The sequence below is a fragment of the Maridesulfovibrio zosterae DSM 11974 genome (genome assembly GCF_000425265.1).
Classification (GTDB): domain Bacteria; phylum Desulfobacterota; class Desulfovibrionia; order Desulfovibrionales; family Desulfovibrionaceae; genus Maridesulfovibrio; species Maridesulfovibrio zosterae.
In genome coordinates this window covers 164,889-181,424 of record NZ_AUDC01000011.1, presented here as the reverse complement: position 1 = coordinate 181,424, position 16,536 = coordinate 164,889, and the positions used below count along the sequence as shown (strand labels likewise).

Sequence of the window (16,536 nt, the reverse complement as noted above, 5' to 3'; positions counted from 1 at the left end):
TTTGGACGTACCGGGCCAACCGGAAAATTATACGTACCTATTTAGGAGGAGAGTCAAATGATCGTAATCGATGGAACTAAAACTGAGTTTGATATCAGAAGTTTTGAAAATCTTGAGCAGGTTTTTGATAAGGTCCTTGAAAGTGGACACCTTGATGATCGCATTGTGACCGACGTACTGGTCAACGATGAACCTTTCAGTGAAATTTATCCCAACCAGTCAGAAGATATTGAAACTTCCGAAGTTGAAACCTTGGAAATCAAGAGTGCATCCACCGTTGAAATGGCTGGATCAATTACTCTTGAACTCTATAAGGTCGTGAATATTATGGCTGGTGGAGGAAAGCAGGTTGCTGAACTATTTAGACAGGCCGATGATGCTGAAGCTCTTGAACTTTATCAGGATCTTCTGGATGTAACTAGAGATTTTCTTGGCATGCTAGGCAGCCTGCGTGACCATTTCGCACTGAAAGAAACTGAAAAATTTGAAAAAATTGTAGAAGAATTTTCTAGTCTGTTTTCCGAAATGACAGAAGTTCTTGAAAATGAAGACTGGATTTTATTGGCTGATTTACTTGAATATGAATTCTTGCCTTCCGTTGAAAAGTGGAAGTCCGTCATCTCTGCCATCCGTGAGGATATCAGGGAGGTTTCTAAGAGGTAAACATTATGGCTGAAACTATAAGTCTTCTGGATCAGGCTCTGGAAATAGGATATGAAGAGTTGAGATTTCTTGCTGCAGGGGAAGTGGCTGATGCTTTTGAAGCTGCAGAAAGAAGAAGTTTTCTAACTACTCAGGCTCTTGAAATAAAAGAAAGCGTGAGTCTTGATCAGATTCTGGAGAAACTTAACAGACTTAAAAACCTGCAAGGTCAGCTTACTTGTGAAGCAAAAAAGCTTCATGAGTCCCTTAGACAGGATATTACAAGAGTTAAAAAAGAAAATGTTCGGTTCAAGGGGTACGGCAGGGCCGCTCGCGGAACTCCCCTTATTCAGAACAGATATATCAACAAAGTTGGATAATATTCGAAAGCGATCTGGCTATCCTTTCGAAGGTCGGTACAACAAAAAAAATCTCCTCTGAACTACAGTTCAGAGGAGATTTTTTTGTTATTCGTGGTCAGGCATATAAGGCTTTTAAAGCATATACTTATGATTTGGTCAGAAATTCTTTGATTCCAGAGCCGAGTCTTTTTATTCCTTCCTCTATGCGTGTTTCATCGGAGTTGGAGAAATTTAAGCGAAAAGTATTTTCGCCTGTGCCGTCAACGTAGAAAGGACGTCCCGGTACAAAGGCAACTTTGTTTTTAATAGCTTCATCAAAGAGCTCCATAGCGGAAACTGATTCAGGCAGTGTTACCCAGAGGAACATACCGCCTTCAGGTTGTGTTACTTTTGCCTCGGCAGGGAAGAATTTCTCTATGGATTTAACCATAACTTCACGCTGATTGCCATATCTCTGGCGAATTTTTTCAATGTGATCGTCAAGATTGTTATCGGTCACATAGCGATGGATTACGCGTTGGGCAAAGGTACTAGTGTGCAGATCAGAAGCCTGCTTGGCAATAATCATCTTATCGCGCATTTCACCGGAACAGACCATCCATCCAAGACGGAAACCAGGTGCTGCAACTTTTGAAAAAGAACCGAGTAGAACACCGTCATCTTTAAGATAGCCACGAACAACAGGTTTGTGAAATTCACCCATGAACCTCAGTTCTCCGTACGGATCATCTTCTACAAAAAGGACGTCCCGCCCTTTGAGGAGATCTGCCACTCCCTGACGTTTTTCAGGGCTGTAAGTCAGGCCTGACGGGTTCTGGAAGTTTGTGACAGCATAAAACATTTTGCTGTCGTTCTGGTCGAGGACCATTTCAAGTTCTGCAAGGTCAGGTCCGTCATCTTCAAGACCTACCGTAAGGAAATTTGACTGAAACATTGAGAAAGACTGGATAGCTCCAAGATATCCAGGGCGCTCAATGATTACGTTATCACCCTTGTTAAGGAATACCTTGCCTAGTAGATCCAGACATTGTTGGGAACCGGAAGTAATCAGGATTTCGTCAGCGCTTACATCAATACCTTTTTTCTCTTTGTAGCGGTCAGCAATGAATTGACGCAGAGGCTGGAAACCTTCAGTTGTGGAATATTGCAGGGACTGGGGTCCGCTTTCTTCCATAACTTTAACGGCTGCAGCTTGAAGGTCAGCCACAGGAAAAAGTTCTGGATTAGGCAGTCCGCCAGCGAAGGAAATAATAGATTGATCCTCGGTTACTTTGAGGATCTCACGAATGAATGAACGATGAACAGTAGCCATGCGATCAGCAAATTGAATAGGCATCAGAGCCTCCTTGGATATAAGAATGCCGCAATCTATTAGCATGCAGTAAATCATGCCTTCCACTGACTATTTTAGGAAGGATTGCCAGCAAGTCGTTGCTTAATGGGGGATAATTAATAAATGCAAGTATAGAAGAAACAGCATGGTACTGATTTTTGTAAAGAACACAAGTAACAGAATCAATTCAATATAAAGATACAGTTTAATATATTTATTTTATTGATTAATTTTAGAAAAAAATGTGGGGTGGGGTCTTTTTATATCTGTAAAGATATCAAAGGGAGAGCAGGTTTGATTAAACCTGCTCTCCCTAAGGGTAGATGATAAGGAGATGGGAGCTAATTGTTCATTTGTGTTTCAATCCAATTTTTTACTTCATCGTTGATAGGATAATTGCCCTTTAATCCACCAACTGACTCTCTGAATCTTTCAGCAATTTCTCTGGGCAGTTCAACGCTTAAAAGTTCTTGTGCTTCTTCTGAATTTCTGCGGACAAAAATAATTCTTGGCTTTTCATCCCACATGTAAACAGTGAAATAATTTGTATAGTCATTCTTTGATGTTACTGGAGCAAACTTTGAATCCCAAGGGTGATTTCCCCACTCAAGATATAAAGTTACTGCATCCTCAGGAGTCATTTCCCAGTCTATATCCCAATTTCTGTAATCTCTAAGGCTTCCCATAATTATCTCCTTACTTATCTAAAGTTAGCTCATTTCCGTTACCTCTTGACTTAATAGTAACTATTCCTGTTATTATGTCAAGTTAAAAAGGTTTAAAATTGTCACTTCATATAGTACAAAATAAGAAATGAAGGAAATACAGCGTATTGTTAAATAATTCCAAATATTGAAATATGAAAAATAAAGCTTACCCAATTCCTAAAAAGTGCACACGTATTGAAGACAATATTAAGAAAAGTCGCTTTATTTGCGATATCTGCCCTATCGCTGATAGACAGGAAGCAAAAGATTTTATTGTGTCAATCAAAAAGGAGTTTCCTGATGCACGCCATCATTGCTCGGCTTATATTGCCGGGCCACCAAATACCGGAGATATGGGTATGAGTGATGACGGAGAGCCGCAAGGGACAGCGGGGAAACCGATGCTGCAAGTTCTGCAGGGGAGTGGAATAGGTGATATCGCAGTTGTTGTAACCAGATATTTCGGTGGTATTCTATTAGGAACAGGAGGGTTGGTGCGAGCCTATTCAGGAGCTGTTCAGCAGGGGATTGAAAGTCTTGATATAGTAATGAAGGTTCCCATGCGCCGGCTTACTTTAGAGATCAGCTATGCGCAGGAAGGAATGCTCAGGCGAATGCTTTCTGAGTTTTCAGCAGAAATAGAAGAACAGTCATTCGGTTCTGCCATAATGTTTACACTGATAATGCCTTCCGATCAGGTAGAATTGTTCAGTGATAGAATTGTGGAAGATACCAACGGAACTGCCGAAATGATGATAGAAGATATGGATATCTGGCGATAATTTTTAGTAAGGAGTATATGTGAATAAAGATAGAACAGCATATTGTGGAATTTATTGCCCTGACTGTATCCATTTCAAAAATGATTATAGTAAACTTGCTAAAAAACTTGAGGATCACCTCAAGGATATAGAATTTGATAAATATGCTGAAATAGATAGTCCCTTCGGTAAAGGGTTCAAAAATTGGAAAAAATTTTCTGAAGTATTAGCTACTTTAGCTAATACTAAGTGTAATATTCCTTGTAGGCCAGGTGGTGGATGCTCTGGAGTTCCATGTAAAATAATGAATTGCTGTCTTGAAAAGAACTACGAGGGCTGTTGGGAATGCAGTGATTATGAAGGTTGTGAAAAGTTTGATTTTTTAGAGCCAAGGTGCGGGCAAATGCCTAAATCAAATATTCATGAAATAAAGAAAAACGGTATGGACTGCTGGCCGGGTAGACGTCATAAATTTTATATCTGGCAGAAGTAATTTTACAAAAAAATGGCCGACTTCAAAAAAAGTCGGCCATTTTTTTGTAAAATTTTAATTAATAGTAGAAAAGATCAGAGCTGATGATTCTTAGTCTTGGTCTACTGTCTTTTTTAGCAGCCATGCGACATTTACGCCAAGATCTTGCATGGTTGCCAGACCTTCAGTATCATTTTCAGTGTCACCCGGTTGAAGCCCGAAACCCACACTCCAGTATGTTGAACCGGGTACGATCATTCCACTGATCTGGAAAAAAAGGTTGATTGAATTGAGTGTCTGGATTGAGCCCGCTCGGCGTGCAACAGCTACCCCTGCACCGACTTTGCGGTTCAGTAGATTCCCATTTGCTCTGGTTACCAGCCCTGCACGATCAATGAGAGACTTCATATTGCTGCTTACATCAGCAAAATAGGTTGGTGAGCCGAGAATGATTGCGTCCGCTTCGATCATTTTTGCAATATGCTCATTCATTGCGTCCATTTTAACGGCACATTTACCATCTTTTCGTTCGAAGCATTTGTAGCAGGCAATGCAACCTTGAAGAGGTTTGGCTCCAAGCTCAATAAGTTCTGTTTCAATGCCTGCCGCTTCAATAGGAGCAAGGGCAGCTTTCAGCATTACAGATGTGTTTCCACCTTTTCTGGCACTGGCATTAAAGGCTACAGTTTTCATCATTTACTCCTGATATTATAAAAAGTTAAATATTTGACCAATCTATATTCTGTTCAGTTTCATCACGTATCTTTCCAGTCATGGTGAACTCTACTCCGAGTCTATATGAAGTACCATCCATCTCTTCAATAGTCCGGATCTTTCCTGCATACCAATAGGGCTTGAAAACCTTTTGGCGGAAGTTAAACATGAAAATATTAATTAGGATATCATCATTTATATTGAATTTTTTATCTATAAGTCCTTGATGAGCGCTTACTCCAATTCCGCCGTTAGAAATATTTATTACCTGATTATCTTCATGTCCTGTGGACCTTGGATCATATGAGTTTACAGCTAAATCCGGCACAGCATCAGCAAATGCTGTCTCGTCAGAATCAGGCGTACCCAGCCAGAATTTTACTCTTATAAATTGTTGGTCAATAACGCGTTTGCGTTTATGGCGGCGGCGTTTGATCAGCGAGAAAGACTGAGGGGGGCTTATTGTCATGCGTCCGCATCCTTCACTGTTACACTCCAGAGTCTGAATTGTGGAAGTAAATGCGTTAACCTTGCTTTGGCCCATCATTTCAGGTGGGAACATGCACAATAATTTAGCAGAAGGGGCTAGTGATGAAAGCCCTGTATTTTCAATGATTTCAAGTCTGATACGATCTTCTCTGGTTTGAGTTACAACCCCGCGGCCAATGAGTTTTTCGTGATTTTCAGCTGTAGAAATATCCATAATAGTTCCGCTTTTTTTAAAAAAATCGGAAAAGTCTTGAGAACCTTTCAGAGATGGGATGTTTTTTTTAGCTGACGGGCGCATAGCCAGAAATGCCAAAATAGCTGCAAGAAGCGCAATACAGGCAGCTCCCCCGAGAATTAAAGGCATAGATTCATGTGGCAGAGTAGCAATATATTTTTGAGCAGGCTTTGTTACGAGTATATCAAATTGATCAAAATAGTGCTGAAAGTTAAATTTTTCCATTGTTAATTTTCCTGTAATTGGTAGTATAGCACTCTGAAAAATTTATAATCATCTTTCTATGTAGTTTTAGTATGGATGAATTGTCAATATTGTATAAATGCTGGACTATCTTGTATATTATAGATAGTCACGGGCAGCAAGGAACGGGCGTTAATTTTAGTCTTTAAATTATTATCAGTCTGGACCTAAATTGATTTAATTAATCTTAACCGGAACGGATACAGGGCCGAACTAGATGCTCGAAAGAACATTCTGCCACCTCAAAGGAATAGGAAGCACCACGGAAGCTAAAATATGGCAGGCCGGGGTTAGCAAATGGAAGGATATCATCGGAGGCGTTTCATCTCCACTTTCTGATGCTAAAATGGTTGAATTGGAGAAAGGATGCGGCGAGTCATTGCAAAAGCTTAGTGAATGTGATGCCTGTTGGTTTGCTGACCGTCTTCCTGCTTCAGACCAATGGCGTCTATATTCTCATTTTCGCGATGATATTGCCTATATAGATATTGAAACAACGGGTACTGATTCGCATTGCTGTGATATTACCACAATTGCTTTGTGGAACGGTAAAGAGATAAAAACATACGTACAGGGCAAAAATTTATACGATTTCGAGGCCGAAATTGCTCGTTATCCACTTATTGTAAGCTTTAACGGTAAATGTTTTGATGTCCCGTTTATTGAAAAGTATTTTGGGATAAAAGTAGAAGCTGCGCACATTGATCTGAGGTTTGTTTTCCGTGCGCTAGGCATTACCGGAGGTCTTAAGGGCATCGAACATTACTTCGGCATGGATCGAGGTGATGCAGAAGGACTTGATGGATATTTTGCTGTATTGCTCTGGAATGAATTTGAAATGCATGGAGATGAAAGAGCCTTGGAAACTCTCCTTGCATACAATGTATTGGATAGTGTGAATTTGGAGAATTTAATGATCAAAGGGTATAATCTTCATATAGAAAGGTTTCCCCAGCATGATCTTGAGCCTATTGCTGAAAGGCCTGAACCTGTTAATCCATTCAGGGCGCACCGGGAAGTTGTAGCTGCTATCCGGGGTAAATATCTTTCAGAGGGTTCTTATAGGAAATTTTAAAATTTTGTCCCGGTTCAGAGTTTTTTTACCATTTTAAAAATGGAATATTTTGCCTGTTAAGGTCGTTTTTAGAAATAAAAACGACCTTTTTTTATTAGAATATAAAAAATATTTATATAATTAAACTAGTGTATTATAGGCAGTGTTTTTGAATATTGATTTGCTCATCAGTTTAAGTTTTGTGCTTGGGAACAGTCTATGCAAAGGCTCTGCAGTAGGTAAAGCATGCCCGTAGATTTAATATATTGAATTATGTTTGCAAGGAGTTGTGGAGATGCAAGAACAGAGCGCAGTCAATATTGGAAAGATTCAGCACCCGTTTATATCTATTGAAGATATGGTTATTGATCCCTCTTTTTACAATGATCGCCCACTTATGGATGATATAGATATGATGAGCGATCCATCTGTCAAAATTACTGACCAGATGATTATGGGGATGGTTCTGAAGTTTTTTTATTGCTACGTGCATAAGGGTGGGTTTTACGAACCTGTAGCCCTTGATGATGTAAGCAATTTGTGCGAGATGTTCAGCCGTCATCGCAGTCTTAACGAGCCTGATGATGACATAGAACTCATGAATTACCTTCGTCAGTGGTCATTTTCATTGCGCATGCTTGCTGATGTGACCAAAACAAGCCATATAATTCGTTCTATAGTGACTCAGAATATATCTCCAGACTTGCTCAAGCAGGATGAATACGTCGGCCTTGATATCGGGACCGGAACCGGAATCCTGTTGCTTGCCCAGCATATTCATGCCCGTAGAAATGGGTTTAAAAATATTGTTCTATACGGCATTGAATACGATAAAATGGTCGGTCTGCAGAGTTACAAAATTTTTAAAGAACTTGGTATTGCTGAGATTATTCTTGGAGATGCCCGTGAAAGCCGCAGTTATGCAGATCTTACTGACAAGGTTCTCACTTTCGTTTCTAACGAAACTGTCGCTGCCATGCATCAGCCACTGCGTCGTGAACATTTTGTATCCATCTGTAAAACTCTGTTTTCCACTTTGGGCAAAAACATTAAGGATGCAGCATTTTTTCCAGAAGGACTGATAGCTTTTTGCAAAGAAATGAATGTTTCAGTTCTGTTAGCTAAGAATACAGCTTTTCAAGGTCCTAAAGAATATCATGATATGAATCTTTTTCCGCAGGGTATAATTATCGAAGGGAATATTGTTCCACTTCATAAACTAGGTGAAGAACTTCTACCTTACCTTTCAGAGTGGGCACAAAGAAGATTACCTCGTCGCTGGTAGTTTTCAGAGCTGACTCCATATTTTTTTTAGGCTGGTTTTTTGCTTTGATCAGCTGAATATGGGCTTAAAAAGTTAAAAACAAAAAAGAGCAGATATTGGGATAAGACTCAATATCTGCTCTTTTTTGTTTTTAACTGTGGAGAATTAAACTGTTTAGGGAAGATAGCATCTGATTTTCAGTGTAGTATAGTAGTCTCTATGAGACTTTACAGTGCTACATAAATATATAATAGTCCGCGCGCCTTCTCCTTGGAGTCGGTCGTTTTGTTTTAATACAGTTTAAAACTTAAATTTTTATTTTACAGTTAATGAGGTTACCCGTTGAGTTTTGAATCATTTGGTTTCGACATGCGTCTTAACGCAGGCATTCGTGCTGAGGGATATGATTTCCCTACTCCGGTTCAGAGCAAGGCAATACCTGCTGTGCTGGATGGACGTGATGTCATGGGCCTTGCTCAGACAGGTACCGGAAAAAGTGCAGCTTTTGTATTACCTATACTCCAAAGGCTGTTAGATAGTGACGCTGATAAACGTGGTCCTGTGAGGGTACTGGTATTGACTCCTACTCGTGAGCTTGCTTTGCAGGTCCATGAAACATTTATCGCACTAGGACGGCAGACCGGCATAAGAAGCGCTGCGATATACGGTGGCGTTGGTATTGGTAAGCAGGCCAAGGATATTAAAAAAGTTACAGTTGTAACAGCTTGTCCTGGGCGCTTGCTTGACTTATTGGAGCGGGGGGAAGTTGATCTTTCTGCGGTTGATACATTAGTATTGGATGAAGCAGACCGTATGCTTGATATGGGGTTTCTGGATGAGGTTCAGAAGATTCTTGATATTCTGCCAAAGGAACGGCAGAACCTTATGTTTTCAGCTACCATGCCTGATCTTATTGCAGCCATGTCCAAAGATATTTTGCATAACCCTTTTATTGTTAAGGTTGCACCGACTGCTCCAGCTGAGGGAGTCAAGCATCTTTCATGTCCGGTTGCGATTCATTTGAAACAGGATTTTTTGAAGGTCCTCCTTGAGGAAATTGACTATAAAAGTGTGCTTGTTTTTGTACGCACTAAGCGTTGGGCAAGACGGTTGGCTCAACGGTTAATGAATTGCGGTATGCAGGCCATTGATCTGCATGGTGATCTTTCACAGAGTAAACGTCAAAAAGCTTTAGACGGTTTTAAGAACGGTGATTTCAATGTCTTAGTTGCAACAGATCTTGCTGCACGTGGCATTGACTGTTCCGACATTTCTCATGTTATAAATTATGACATGCCTGATACCGTTGAGATTTATATTCATAGAGTGGGACGCACCGGACGGATTAACAGAAAAGGAATTGCGTATACTTTTGTTGCAGACGAAGATAGGGCTAAACTGGCTGAAATTGAAGAGGATTTAGGGCATAGTCTTCCTGTCTACTATCTTGATATTTTTAATTACAATGCACCTAAGACAGATTTTTCAGATACAGATAAAAAACCATATAATGCACATAAAAAAGGGCATTTTCCAAAAAATAAAAGCAAGTTTTCTAAAAGAAATGACAAATTTTCTAAAAATAAAAGTAAGTCTTCTAGAAAACATAAGTAGTTTGATATTGTCAGCCTCCATGATATATGGGGCAAATAACACGGATATATAATGAAGAAATTCTGGCTCATCACTTTAGGGTGTAAAATTAATCAATATGAGAGTGAATCCATCCGTCAGCGCTGGATACATATGGGCTTTGAGCCTGCTGACAGTGATGCTGAAGCACATGAAGTTGTTATTAACTCTTGCGCAGTTACATCTTCAGCTCTTCGGGACCTGCGCAAAACTGTACGGGCCGTCAATCGTCACAACCCGGTTGCTAAGATAATTATTACCGGATGTGCTGCTCAGGTCTTTGCCCAGGAACTTGCAGAACTGCCTGGTGTAACTGAGGTGATACCCCAGGAGCGTAAGTCTGATCTTTTACAACTTGAAGACAAGCGCAGCGACAAAGATAGCAAAGTAGTTTTTCAGCCTTTTGAGATTAAAGACTATCAACGATCAAGGGCGGTGGTAAAGGTTCAGGATGGTTGTTCTCACCGTTGTACATATTGTATAGTTCCGATAACCCGTGGTCCGAGTGTCAGCCGTAAAGTTGATAACGTGTTGAAAGAAATCAAACATCTTCTTGATGCAGGATTTCGTGAGATGGTCATTAGCGGAATTAATCTCAGTCATTATGGTCGTGAGTTTGATAAAAAAATTGATTTCTGGGACTTGATGGAGAGGATTGAAGACGAGTTCTCGGAAGAGTGGGGTGGTAGAGCAAGACTGCGTATCAGTTCGCTTGAGCCGGGGCAGCTTAAGGAAAGATCTTTGGAAATTTTCGCTAAGTCCAGATTGATCTGCCCGCAGCTTCACTTGTCATTGCAAAGCGGTGACAGTCAGGTGTTGAAGCGTATGGGACGGGGACATTATAAACCGGAAGATGTTCTTGGCTTTATTGATGAACTCAGCAAAATCTGGCCGGTTTTCGGTCTTGGAGCTGATATTTTGACCTGTTTTCCAGGAGAAACCGAGGAAGAATTCCAAAATACTCTTGAACTTTGCCGAAAACTACCTCTATCTTATGCGCATGTTTTCCCTTACTCTATAAGGCCGGGAACAGCAGCAGCAGAAATGAAAGGGCAGCTTGATGCCCAGACTAAAAAAGAACGAAGTAAAATTCTGCGGCAATTGGTTAATGACAAGAAAAAGATGTTTTTGGATAGAATTTTAAAAATGGATTCACTTAAGGTTCTTTTTCAAAATCACAATAAAGGTATTTGTGAATTTTATTCTACTTGCGTGCTGGAAGAAGAATTAGAAGAACTTCCACGTGATCTTGTGGAAGTGAAACCTGTTCGCGTTAAGGATGATGTTTTGATGTGCACCAACATATCAAAATAAAAAATTTTTTTCGTAAAATTTTTGGATTAGATTTATTCTTGAATTCAGATAATGCTTAGTTCTGAGTCCTTTTAAATTAATATCGTTGCTTGTCGGCTAACCTCGTTGATCTGAACTCTTGAAGTTCTGAACTTCTCTTTTTTACGAAAAGTGAAGATGTTCATACCGGAGCGCTCACAAGGAACAAGGAGATATATAATGCCTGTTAGTATGACTGGTTATGGTCGGTCTGAGACCACCGAAGATAAGTGGAGTCATGTTTGGGAAATCCGTAGTGTTAATTCCCGTTTTCTGGATTTGAAATGGAGACTTCCAAATTCATTGCGCGGTTATGAATCCCGCTGGGAGAAAGTAGTCCGCAAATATGGTTCCCGCGGTAGGGTTGATCTTTCTCTTAATCTGGAAGTTTTCAGCACAGAGCTTCTTGGTGTAAGCCTTAATAAATTGCAGGCCAAAGCTATGATGGATCAGGTATGGAGCATGGCTGAAGAGAATAATGTCGATTTTACACCTGATTACAATAAACTTTTCAATATCTCTGCTTTGTGGAGAGATGCTTCAAGTGAACCGGATCCGGCATTGGCCCAGTCTATTACTGAGGGCTTAAAAATGGCTCTTGCCAATTGGCGGGATTCCAGACAGGCAGAAGGAAACGATCTGGTCAAAGACCTCGAGGAACGTTTTACTCTGCTGAAAGAATATACTGAAACAGTTAAAGTTAAAGTTCCTGAAATTCTTGAAGCCAAGCGTGCAAATCTTATTGAAAGAGTTACCAACAGCATGGAAACTCTCGGTGCGGAGTACATAGAAGACCGTATGATTCAGGAAGTTGCTATTCTTACTGATAAGCTGGATGTTTCTGAAGAAATAACCAGACTTGATGCGCACCTTGAACGCATATTTGAAGTGCTTAACAGTAAGAAAGATGCCGGTAAACGTCTTGATTTCCTTTTACAGGAGACGTTCAGAGAAATTAATACCTGTGGTAACAAGTGTCAGGATTCTGAAGTCAGCCGTGTGGTGGTAGAGTTCAAGGCTGAGCTTGAGAAATGTCGTGAGCAGGTTCAGAATATCGAATAATTATTGATCAGATGCCAAAACAGAAACTTTTAAATATCGGTTTCGGTAACTTTGTAGTCTCCAGTAGGGTGATTACAATCGTTAATCCTTCCTCCTCGCCTATGCGCAGACTGCGTGAAGATGCGAGGCAGGAGGGACGTCTGGTGGATGCCACTCAGGGACGTAAAACCCGCTCGATTATAGTTACTGATTCAAATCATGTAATTTTATCGGCGATTCAGGCCGAAACGATTGGACACCGCTACACATCAGATGAGGGTGATAATGACTGATATTCTTCCCCCAAAACGTAAGGGGCAGGTTGTGGTATTATGCGCTCCTTCCGGAACAGGAAAGAGTACTTTGGTAAAGAAATTGCGTGAAGAATTTCCTCAGATAGGGTTTTCCATTTCATGTACTACCCGCGATCCCAGAGAGGGAGAAATCGACGGGATTGATTATTCTTTTTTATCTGTAGAAGAATTTAATGATAAACTTGAAGTCGGTGAATTCGCCGAGTGGGCTGAAGTTCACGGCAATTTTTACGGCACCCCTAAAAAGCCCATTGAAAAAATGCTTTTTAAAGGTATGGATATCCTTTTCGATATTGATTTTCAGGGTTGCATGCAGCTTATGGAAACCATGCCTGAAGCTGTGTTTGTGTTTCTAATGCCTCCTTCTTATGCCGAGCTCAAAAGCCGCCTTGAAGGTAGGGATACCGATTCCAAGCCTGTTATTAATCGCAGATTGCGTAATGCAATGAAAGAAATGGCTTCAGCTCCTAAATTTGAGTACTGGATTGTCAATAATGATCTGGATAAAGCTTATTCTGAGCTGAAATCAATTTATCTTGCCGGAAAAAATCGTCCCTGCAGTAATCCGGGACTTCTTGAAAGTATATTAAGCACTTGGGAGTAGTATGTCTGAGTTAGTTGTTGCCCTTGATTTTAAAGATGCCAACTCTGCCATTGAAATGGCTGAGAAAGTTCGTGGAATTGCACCATGGGTAAAAGTAGGTCTGGAGCTTTTTTGCGCTGAAGGTCCTGAGATTATCATCCGTTTTAAAGAAATGGGGTTTAAAGTTTTTGTAGACCTCAAATTTTTTGATATTCCAAACACAGTAAAAGGCGCAGTCCGCTCTGCAACAAGAGCCGGAGCTGATATGCTCAGTCTGCACGCCCTTGGTGGTGAACGTATGGCTATTGCTGCCCGTGAAGGGCGCGCTGAAGCTGCAGTGGAAGGAGACGGACCTCTTTTGATGGCAATCACAATTTTGACCAGTATGGGCGAAGAAGATATCCTTTTTCCCATTCCTGAAGGAATCGGCGCAACTGTACTTGATCTTGCTCTTGCTTCTTCGCAGGCAGGTCTTGATGGTATCGTTTGCTCCGGTCTGGAAGTAGAGGCTATTAAGGCCAAGTGTGGAAATGATTTTCTGTGTCTGACTCCGGGTATTAGACCTGCCAGCGTGTCAGACGATCAGCGCAGAGTTGTTACTCCTGCACAGGCAGTCCAGCGGGGTTCTAACTTTTTGGTTGTAGGCCGTCCTATTACAGGCGCTGATAATCCTGCTGAAGCTGCCAGTAGAATTATTGCTGAGATGGAAGGATAGGCAGGTGAAGGGTGTCCAGTAGCTTATTCTGTGGCGTATTTTCTTCCTGTACAGGAACGGGGAATACTGTGCAGAAAAAGTATTATTTTATTCAAGAACTTGAAAATGGGACTCTTGAAGTTCAGGACTTGAATGAGAATAATCTTCCTTCAGGGTCTAAGCTTGCCGTGGAGAGAGAGCTCTTTTTGGAAAATTATCATCCTGAGCCTGAATTCTATGCTGAAAAAGTGTTACCCGGCCTGCGTATGCAAAGTGACAGGATTAAGCGCGGAGAAACGCATCGGCGTAACAATGAAGTTTACAGTGCAGAACATGAGTTTACTGAGGCTATCAGCATAGACGAGTATAATGTTAAAGCTAATTTTGGCCTTGGATTAACTTATCTTGATCGTGGTGAAGTTGATAAGGCTAATGATGTTTTTAATAGACTTGTCAAAATAAAAGCTGCCTTTGAACCTGAACAGAAACATCTTTTCAACGAATTCGGTATCAGTTTACGTAAGAATAAGATGTATTCACAAGCTCTGAAATATTACCATAAAGCTGAAGAAATCAGTAGCAATGATGAGAATTTATTTTTGAACATTGCTCGTGCATACTATGAAAACGGGGATGTTGGTTGCTGTATCAATTATCTCAACAAAGCGCTGGAGTTGGATGCTCATTTGGAAGAAGCCTGCCTTTTTATGGATTTTTTAAAAAACAATGGATTCATATCTGCTGGCGATTAGCTTTCAGTCTTTCCAGATGTGTTGCAAGGTCTTTAAAATTAACGATATCTGTTGCTGATCTAGATATTTGTTTTCCGCTTTTTTTGCCTTTAACCTACGGAGATCCAATTGCCTAAAATATGGAAGCAGAGAAGTGAAGACGAATTACCATCTTCAATCTCTTCGATTGCTGCTGAGCTCGGTGTAACTGAGTTGCTTGCTGAGATTTTGTGGCACAGAGGTTTTCAGTCCCGCAAGGAAATGGATCTTTTTCTTTCTCCGGGGTTGCGCAATCTATGCAGACCTGTTGAAATTCCCGGTCTGGAAGAAGCCGCAGCTGTTTTGGCTGATGGAATATCTCAAGGTAAAAACTTCGCAATTTGGGGTGACTACGATGTCGATGGAGTTACTTCTACAGCAGTTGTAAAATCTTTTCTTAAAGATCGTGGCTTCGAGTCTTCTCATCACCTGCCTAACCGCCTTGAAGAGGGTTACGGGCTTAATATTGACGGTCTGCAAAAGCTGCGTGACTCTGGAGTTGAACTCCTGCTTACCGTTGACTGCGGAATAACCAATAATGCCGAGATTTCTGCCGCTAATGAAATGGGATTGACTGTAGTCGTGTCAGACCATCATCTTCCCGGAGAATCTCTTCCGCCGGCTGCTGCTGTCTGTAATCCCCGATTAACTGAATATAGCGGTAAGAAGTTTGAGAATTGTCCCTGTGAAACTCTTGCAGGAGTCGGTGTTGCTTTTATGCTGATGGCGCAGCTCAACAGGCTTCTTCCCGGTGAGCCTGTAGACATGCGGGTTTATCTCGATTTTGTTGCTCTTGGTACTATCGCTGATGTTGTAGAGTTACAGGGACAGAATCGTATTCTGGTTAAGAACGGTCTATTACTGTTAAAGGATGCAAGACGCCCAGGATTGGCTGCACTGAAAGTGGTCAGCGGCTATGATATGTTTGCAGCCATTGGAGCAGGACAGGTCGGTTTCGGGCTTGCTCCGCGTATAAATGCTTCTGGTCGAATGGGTGACCCCGATAAGGCTTTAGAGTTACTCATGTGTGAGGATATGGAAACCGCACGTCCTATCGCTAAAGTCCTTGATACCCTCAATTCTGAGCGCAGAGCAGAGGAAGACAGGATTCTTGCAGAAGCTCTTGCTCAGGCAGAAGAGCAGATCAAAAAACATAATAGAGCCGGGCTGGTGTTATTTTCTCCGGGCTGGCATCCAGGAATCATAGGTATTGTTGCTTCCAGAGTGGTAGAAAAGTTTTATCGTCCTACAGTCATGCTTTGTGAGGATGAAGGAATCATCAAAGGTTCTGCACGATCTATCAAGGAATTTCATATTCATGAGGCTCTGACTGGAATGTCGGAACTTTTCCTTAATTTTGGTGGTCATAAGCTTGCTGCCGGAATGTCTTTTAATGCATCTCATTTTAAAGATTTCAGAGAAAGATTTGATCAGTCTGTGATTGATGCAGTGGGGACTGAGCCTCTTAAATCGACGATTAAAGTGGATAAAGAACTTCCGCTTGAAAATATTGATTATGTGCTACTTAAAGAGCTGGAGCTGATGCAGCCGTTCGGGATGGGTAATCCTGAGCCTATTTTTACTACCCCACCAGTAGAAGTCATGGAGCGTCGGCCCATTGGAAAGGATCATGTGAAATTGACTATTGCTGATACTGAGAAGACTAGAAAAATGCCTGCTAAAGCATGGCGGATGGCAGAGCAGCTTGGTTCAGAACTAATTGGTGCTACTATGCGTTTCGCCTTTTCTCCTAAAATTGATAAGTTTAACGGTATTCCAACGATTGAACTTACTATTAAAGATTATACACGCCGACTTAAATAAGATTTAAATAATACAAATAAAAAAGGTTAGTTATTAATAACTAACCTTTTTTATTTGTATTATATCTATG

Annotated in this window: 18 protein-coding genes; 14 read left to right on the top strand and 4 right to left on the bottom strand. The window is 41.0% G+C overall.

Translation table 11 applies throughout. From position 1 onward, the window contains the following. Nucleotides 1–57: 57 nt before the first annotated feature. Both H589_RS0105045 and H589_RS0105040 read left to right on the top strand, forming a co-directional pair. The gene (locus tag H589_RS0105045) at nt 58–663 is read left to right on the top strand and encodes a DUF8043 domain-containing protein (RefSeq protein ID WP_027721029.1); all 606 of its coding nucleotides are present in this window, start codon (nt 58–60) and stop codon (nt 661–663) included. Nucleotides 664–668: 5 nt separating this feature from the next. Next, nucleotides 669–1,022: a hypothetical protein gene (locus H589_RS0105040; protein WP_027721028.1), complete on the top strand. Its 354-nt coding sequence runs from the start codon at nt 669–671 to the stop codon at nt 1,020–1,022. 127 nt (nt 1,023–1,149) lie between these two features. Here H589_RS0105040 and H589_RS0105035 read toward each other — a convergent pair whose 3' ends face one another. After that, a complete protein-coding gene (locus H589_RS0105035) occupies nt 1,150–2,340 on the bottom strand; it encodes an aminotransferase-like domain-containing protein (RefSeq protein WP_027721027.1) in 1,191 nt (396 codons plus the stop codon). A gap of 338 nt (nt 2,341–2,678) precedes the next feature. Beyond that, the gene (locus H589_RS0105030; RefSeq protein ID WP_027721026.1) at nt 2,679–3,023 is read right to left on the bottom strand and encodes a DVU0772 family protein; all 345 of its coding nucleotides are present in this window, start codon (nt 3,021–3,023) and stop codon (nt 2,679–2,681) included. Nucleotides 3,024–3,196: 173 nt separating this feature from the next. Here H589_RS0105030 and H589_RS0105025 point away from each other — a divergent pair, with 173 nt between their 5' ends. Beyond that, nucleotides 3,197–3,826 carry a YigZ family protein gene (locus H589_RS0105025; protein ID WP_027721025.1) on the top strand — a complete coding sequence of 210 codons (630 nt, stop codon included), beginning with the start codon at nt 3,197–3,199 and terminating at the stop codon, nt 3,824–3,826. 19 nt (nt 3,827–3,845) lie between these two features. Continuing rightward, entirely contained in the window at nt 3,846–4,298 is a 453-nt protein-coding gene (locus tag H589_RS0105020; RefSeq protein WP_027721024.1) for a DUF3795 domain-containing protein, read from the top strand. Nucleotides 4,299–4,388: 90 nt separating this feature from the next. On the opposite strand, the gene H589_RS0105015 is transcribed toward H589_RS0105020, so the two are convergent. Then, on the bottom strand, nt 4,389–4,970 hold the full coding sequence (locus H589_RS0105015) for a flavodoxin family protein (protein ID WP_027721023.1): 582 nt from the start codon (nt 4,968–4,970) through the stop codon (nt 4,389–4,391). Nucleotides 4,971–4,995: 25 nt separating this feature from the next. Further along, nucleotides 4,996–5,940, bottom strand: a complete 945-nt coding sequence (locus H589_RS0105010) for a PilZ domain-containing protein (RefSeq protein WP_027721022.1) — start codon at nt 5,938–5,940, stop codon at nt 4,996–4,998. Nucleotides 5,941–6,175: 235 nt separating this feature from the next. Between H589_RS0105010 and H589_RS0105005 the strand changes: the two genes are divergently transcribed. From H589_RS0105005 to recJ, 10 genes are all read left to right on the top strand, one after another. Continuing rightward, nucleotides 6,176–7,033 (top strand): ribonuclease H-like domain-containing protein, encoded by an 858-nt coding sequence (locus H589_RS0105005; protein WP_027721021.1) that lies wholly within the window; start codon nt 6,176–6,178, stop codon nt 7,031–7,033. 274 nt (nt 7,034–7,307) lie between these two features. Further along, entirely contained in the window at nt 7,308–8,297 is a 990-nt protein-coding gene (locus tag H589_RS0105000; RefSeq protein ID WP_027721020.1) for an SAM-dependent methyltransferase, read from the top strand. 321 nt (nt 8,298–8,618) lie between these two features. Next, nucleotides 8,619–9,890, top strand: a complete 1,272-nt coding sequence (locus H589_RS19175; RefSeq protein ID WP_051249630.1) for a DEAD/DEAH box helicase — start codon at nt 8,619–8,621, stop codon at nt 9,888–9,890. Between the two features lie 51 nt (nt 9,891–9,941). Beyond that, a complete protein-coding gene (mtaB, locus tag H589_RS0104990) occupies nt 9,942–11,222 on the top strand; it encodes a tRNA (N(6)-L-threonylcarbamoyladenosine(37)-C(2))-methylthiotransferase MtaB (protein ID WP_027721019.1) in 1,281 nt (426 codons plus the stop codon). A gap of 198 nt (nt 11,223–11,420) precedes the next feature. Further along, nucleotides 11,421–12,302, top strand: coding sequence for a YicC/YloC family endoribonuclease (locus H589_RS0104985; protein WP_027721018.1), 882 nt, complete (start codon nt 11,421–11,423; stop codon nt 12,300–12,302). An 11-nt stretch (nt 12,303–12,313) separates the two neighbouring features. After that, complete coding sequence (locus H589_RS0104980; RefSeq protein ID WP_027721017.1) at nt 12,314–12,574, top strand: DUF370 domain-containing protein; 261 nt, start codon at nt 12,314–12,316, stop codon at nt 12,572–12,574. Further along, the gene (gene gmk / locus H589_RS0104975) at nt 12,567–13,199 is read left to right on the top strand and encodes a guanylate kinase (protein ID WP_027721016.1); all 633 of its coding nucleotides are present in this window, start codon (nt 12,567–12,569) and stop codon (nt 13,197–13,199) included. The genes H589_RS0104980 and gmk overlap by 8 nt, the downstream gene beginning before the upstream one ends. A 1-nt stretch (nt 13,200) precedes the next feature. Next, the gene (pyrF, locus tag H589_RS0104970) at nt 13,201–13,893 is read left to right on the top strand and encodes an orotidine-5'-phosphate decarboxylase (RefSeq protein WP_027721015.1); all 693 of its coding nucleotides are present in this window, start codon (nt 13,201–13,203) and stop codon (nt 13,891–13,893) included. Nucleotides 13,894–13,961: 68 nt separating this feature from the next. After that, a complete protein-coding gene (locus tag H589_RS19170; RefSeq protein WP_084146877.1) occupies nt 13,962–14,624 on the top strand; it encodes a tetratricopeptide repeat protein in 663 nt (220 codons plus the stop codon). Between the two features lie 108 nt (nt 14,625–14,732). Continuing rightward, nucleotides 14,733–16,466 carry a single-stranded-DNA-specific exonuclease RecJ gene (recJ, locus tag H589_RS0104960; protein ID WP_027721014.1) on the top strand — a complete coding sequence of 578 codons (1,734 nt, stop codon included), beginning with the start codon at nt 14,733–14,735 and terminating at the stop codon, nt 16,464–16,466. Nucleotides 16,467–16,536: the final 70 nt, after the last annotated feature.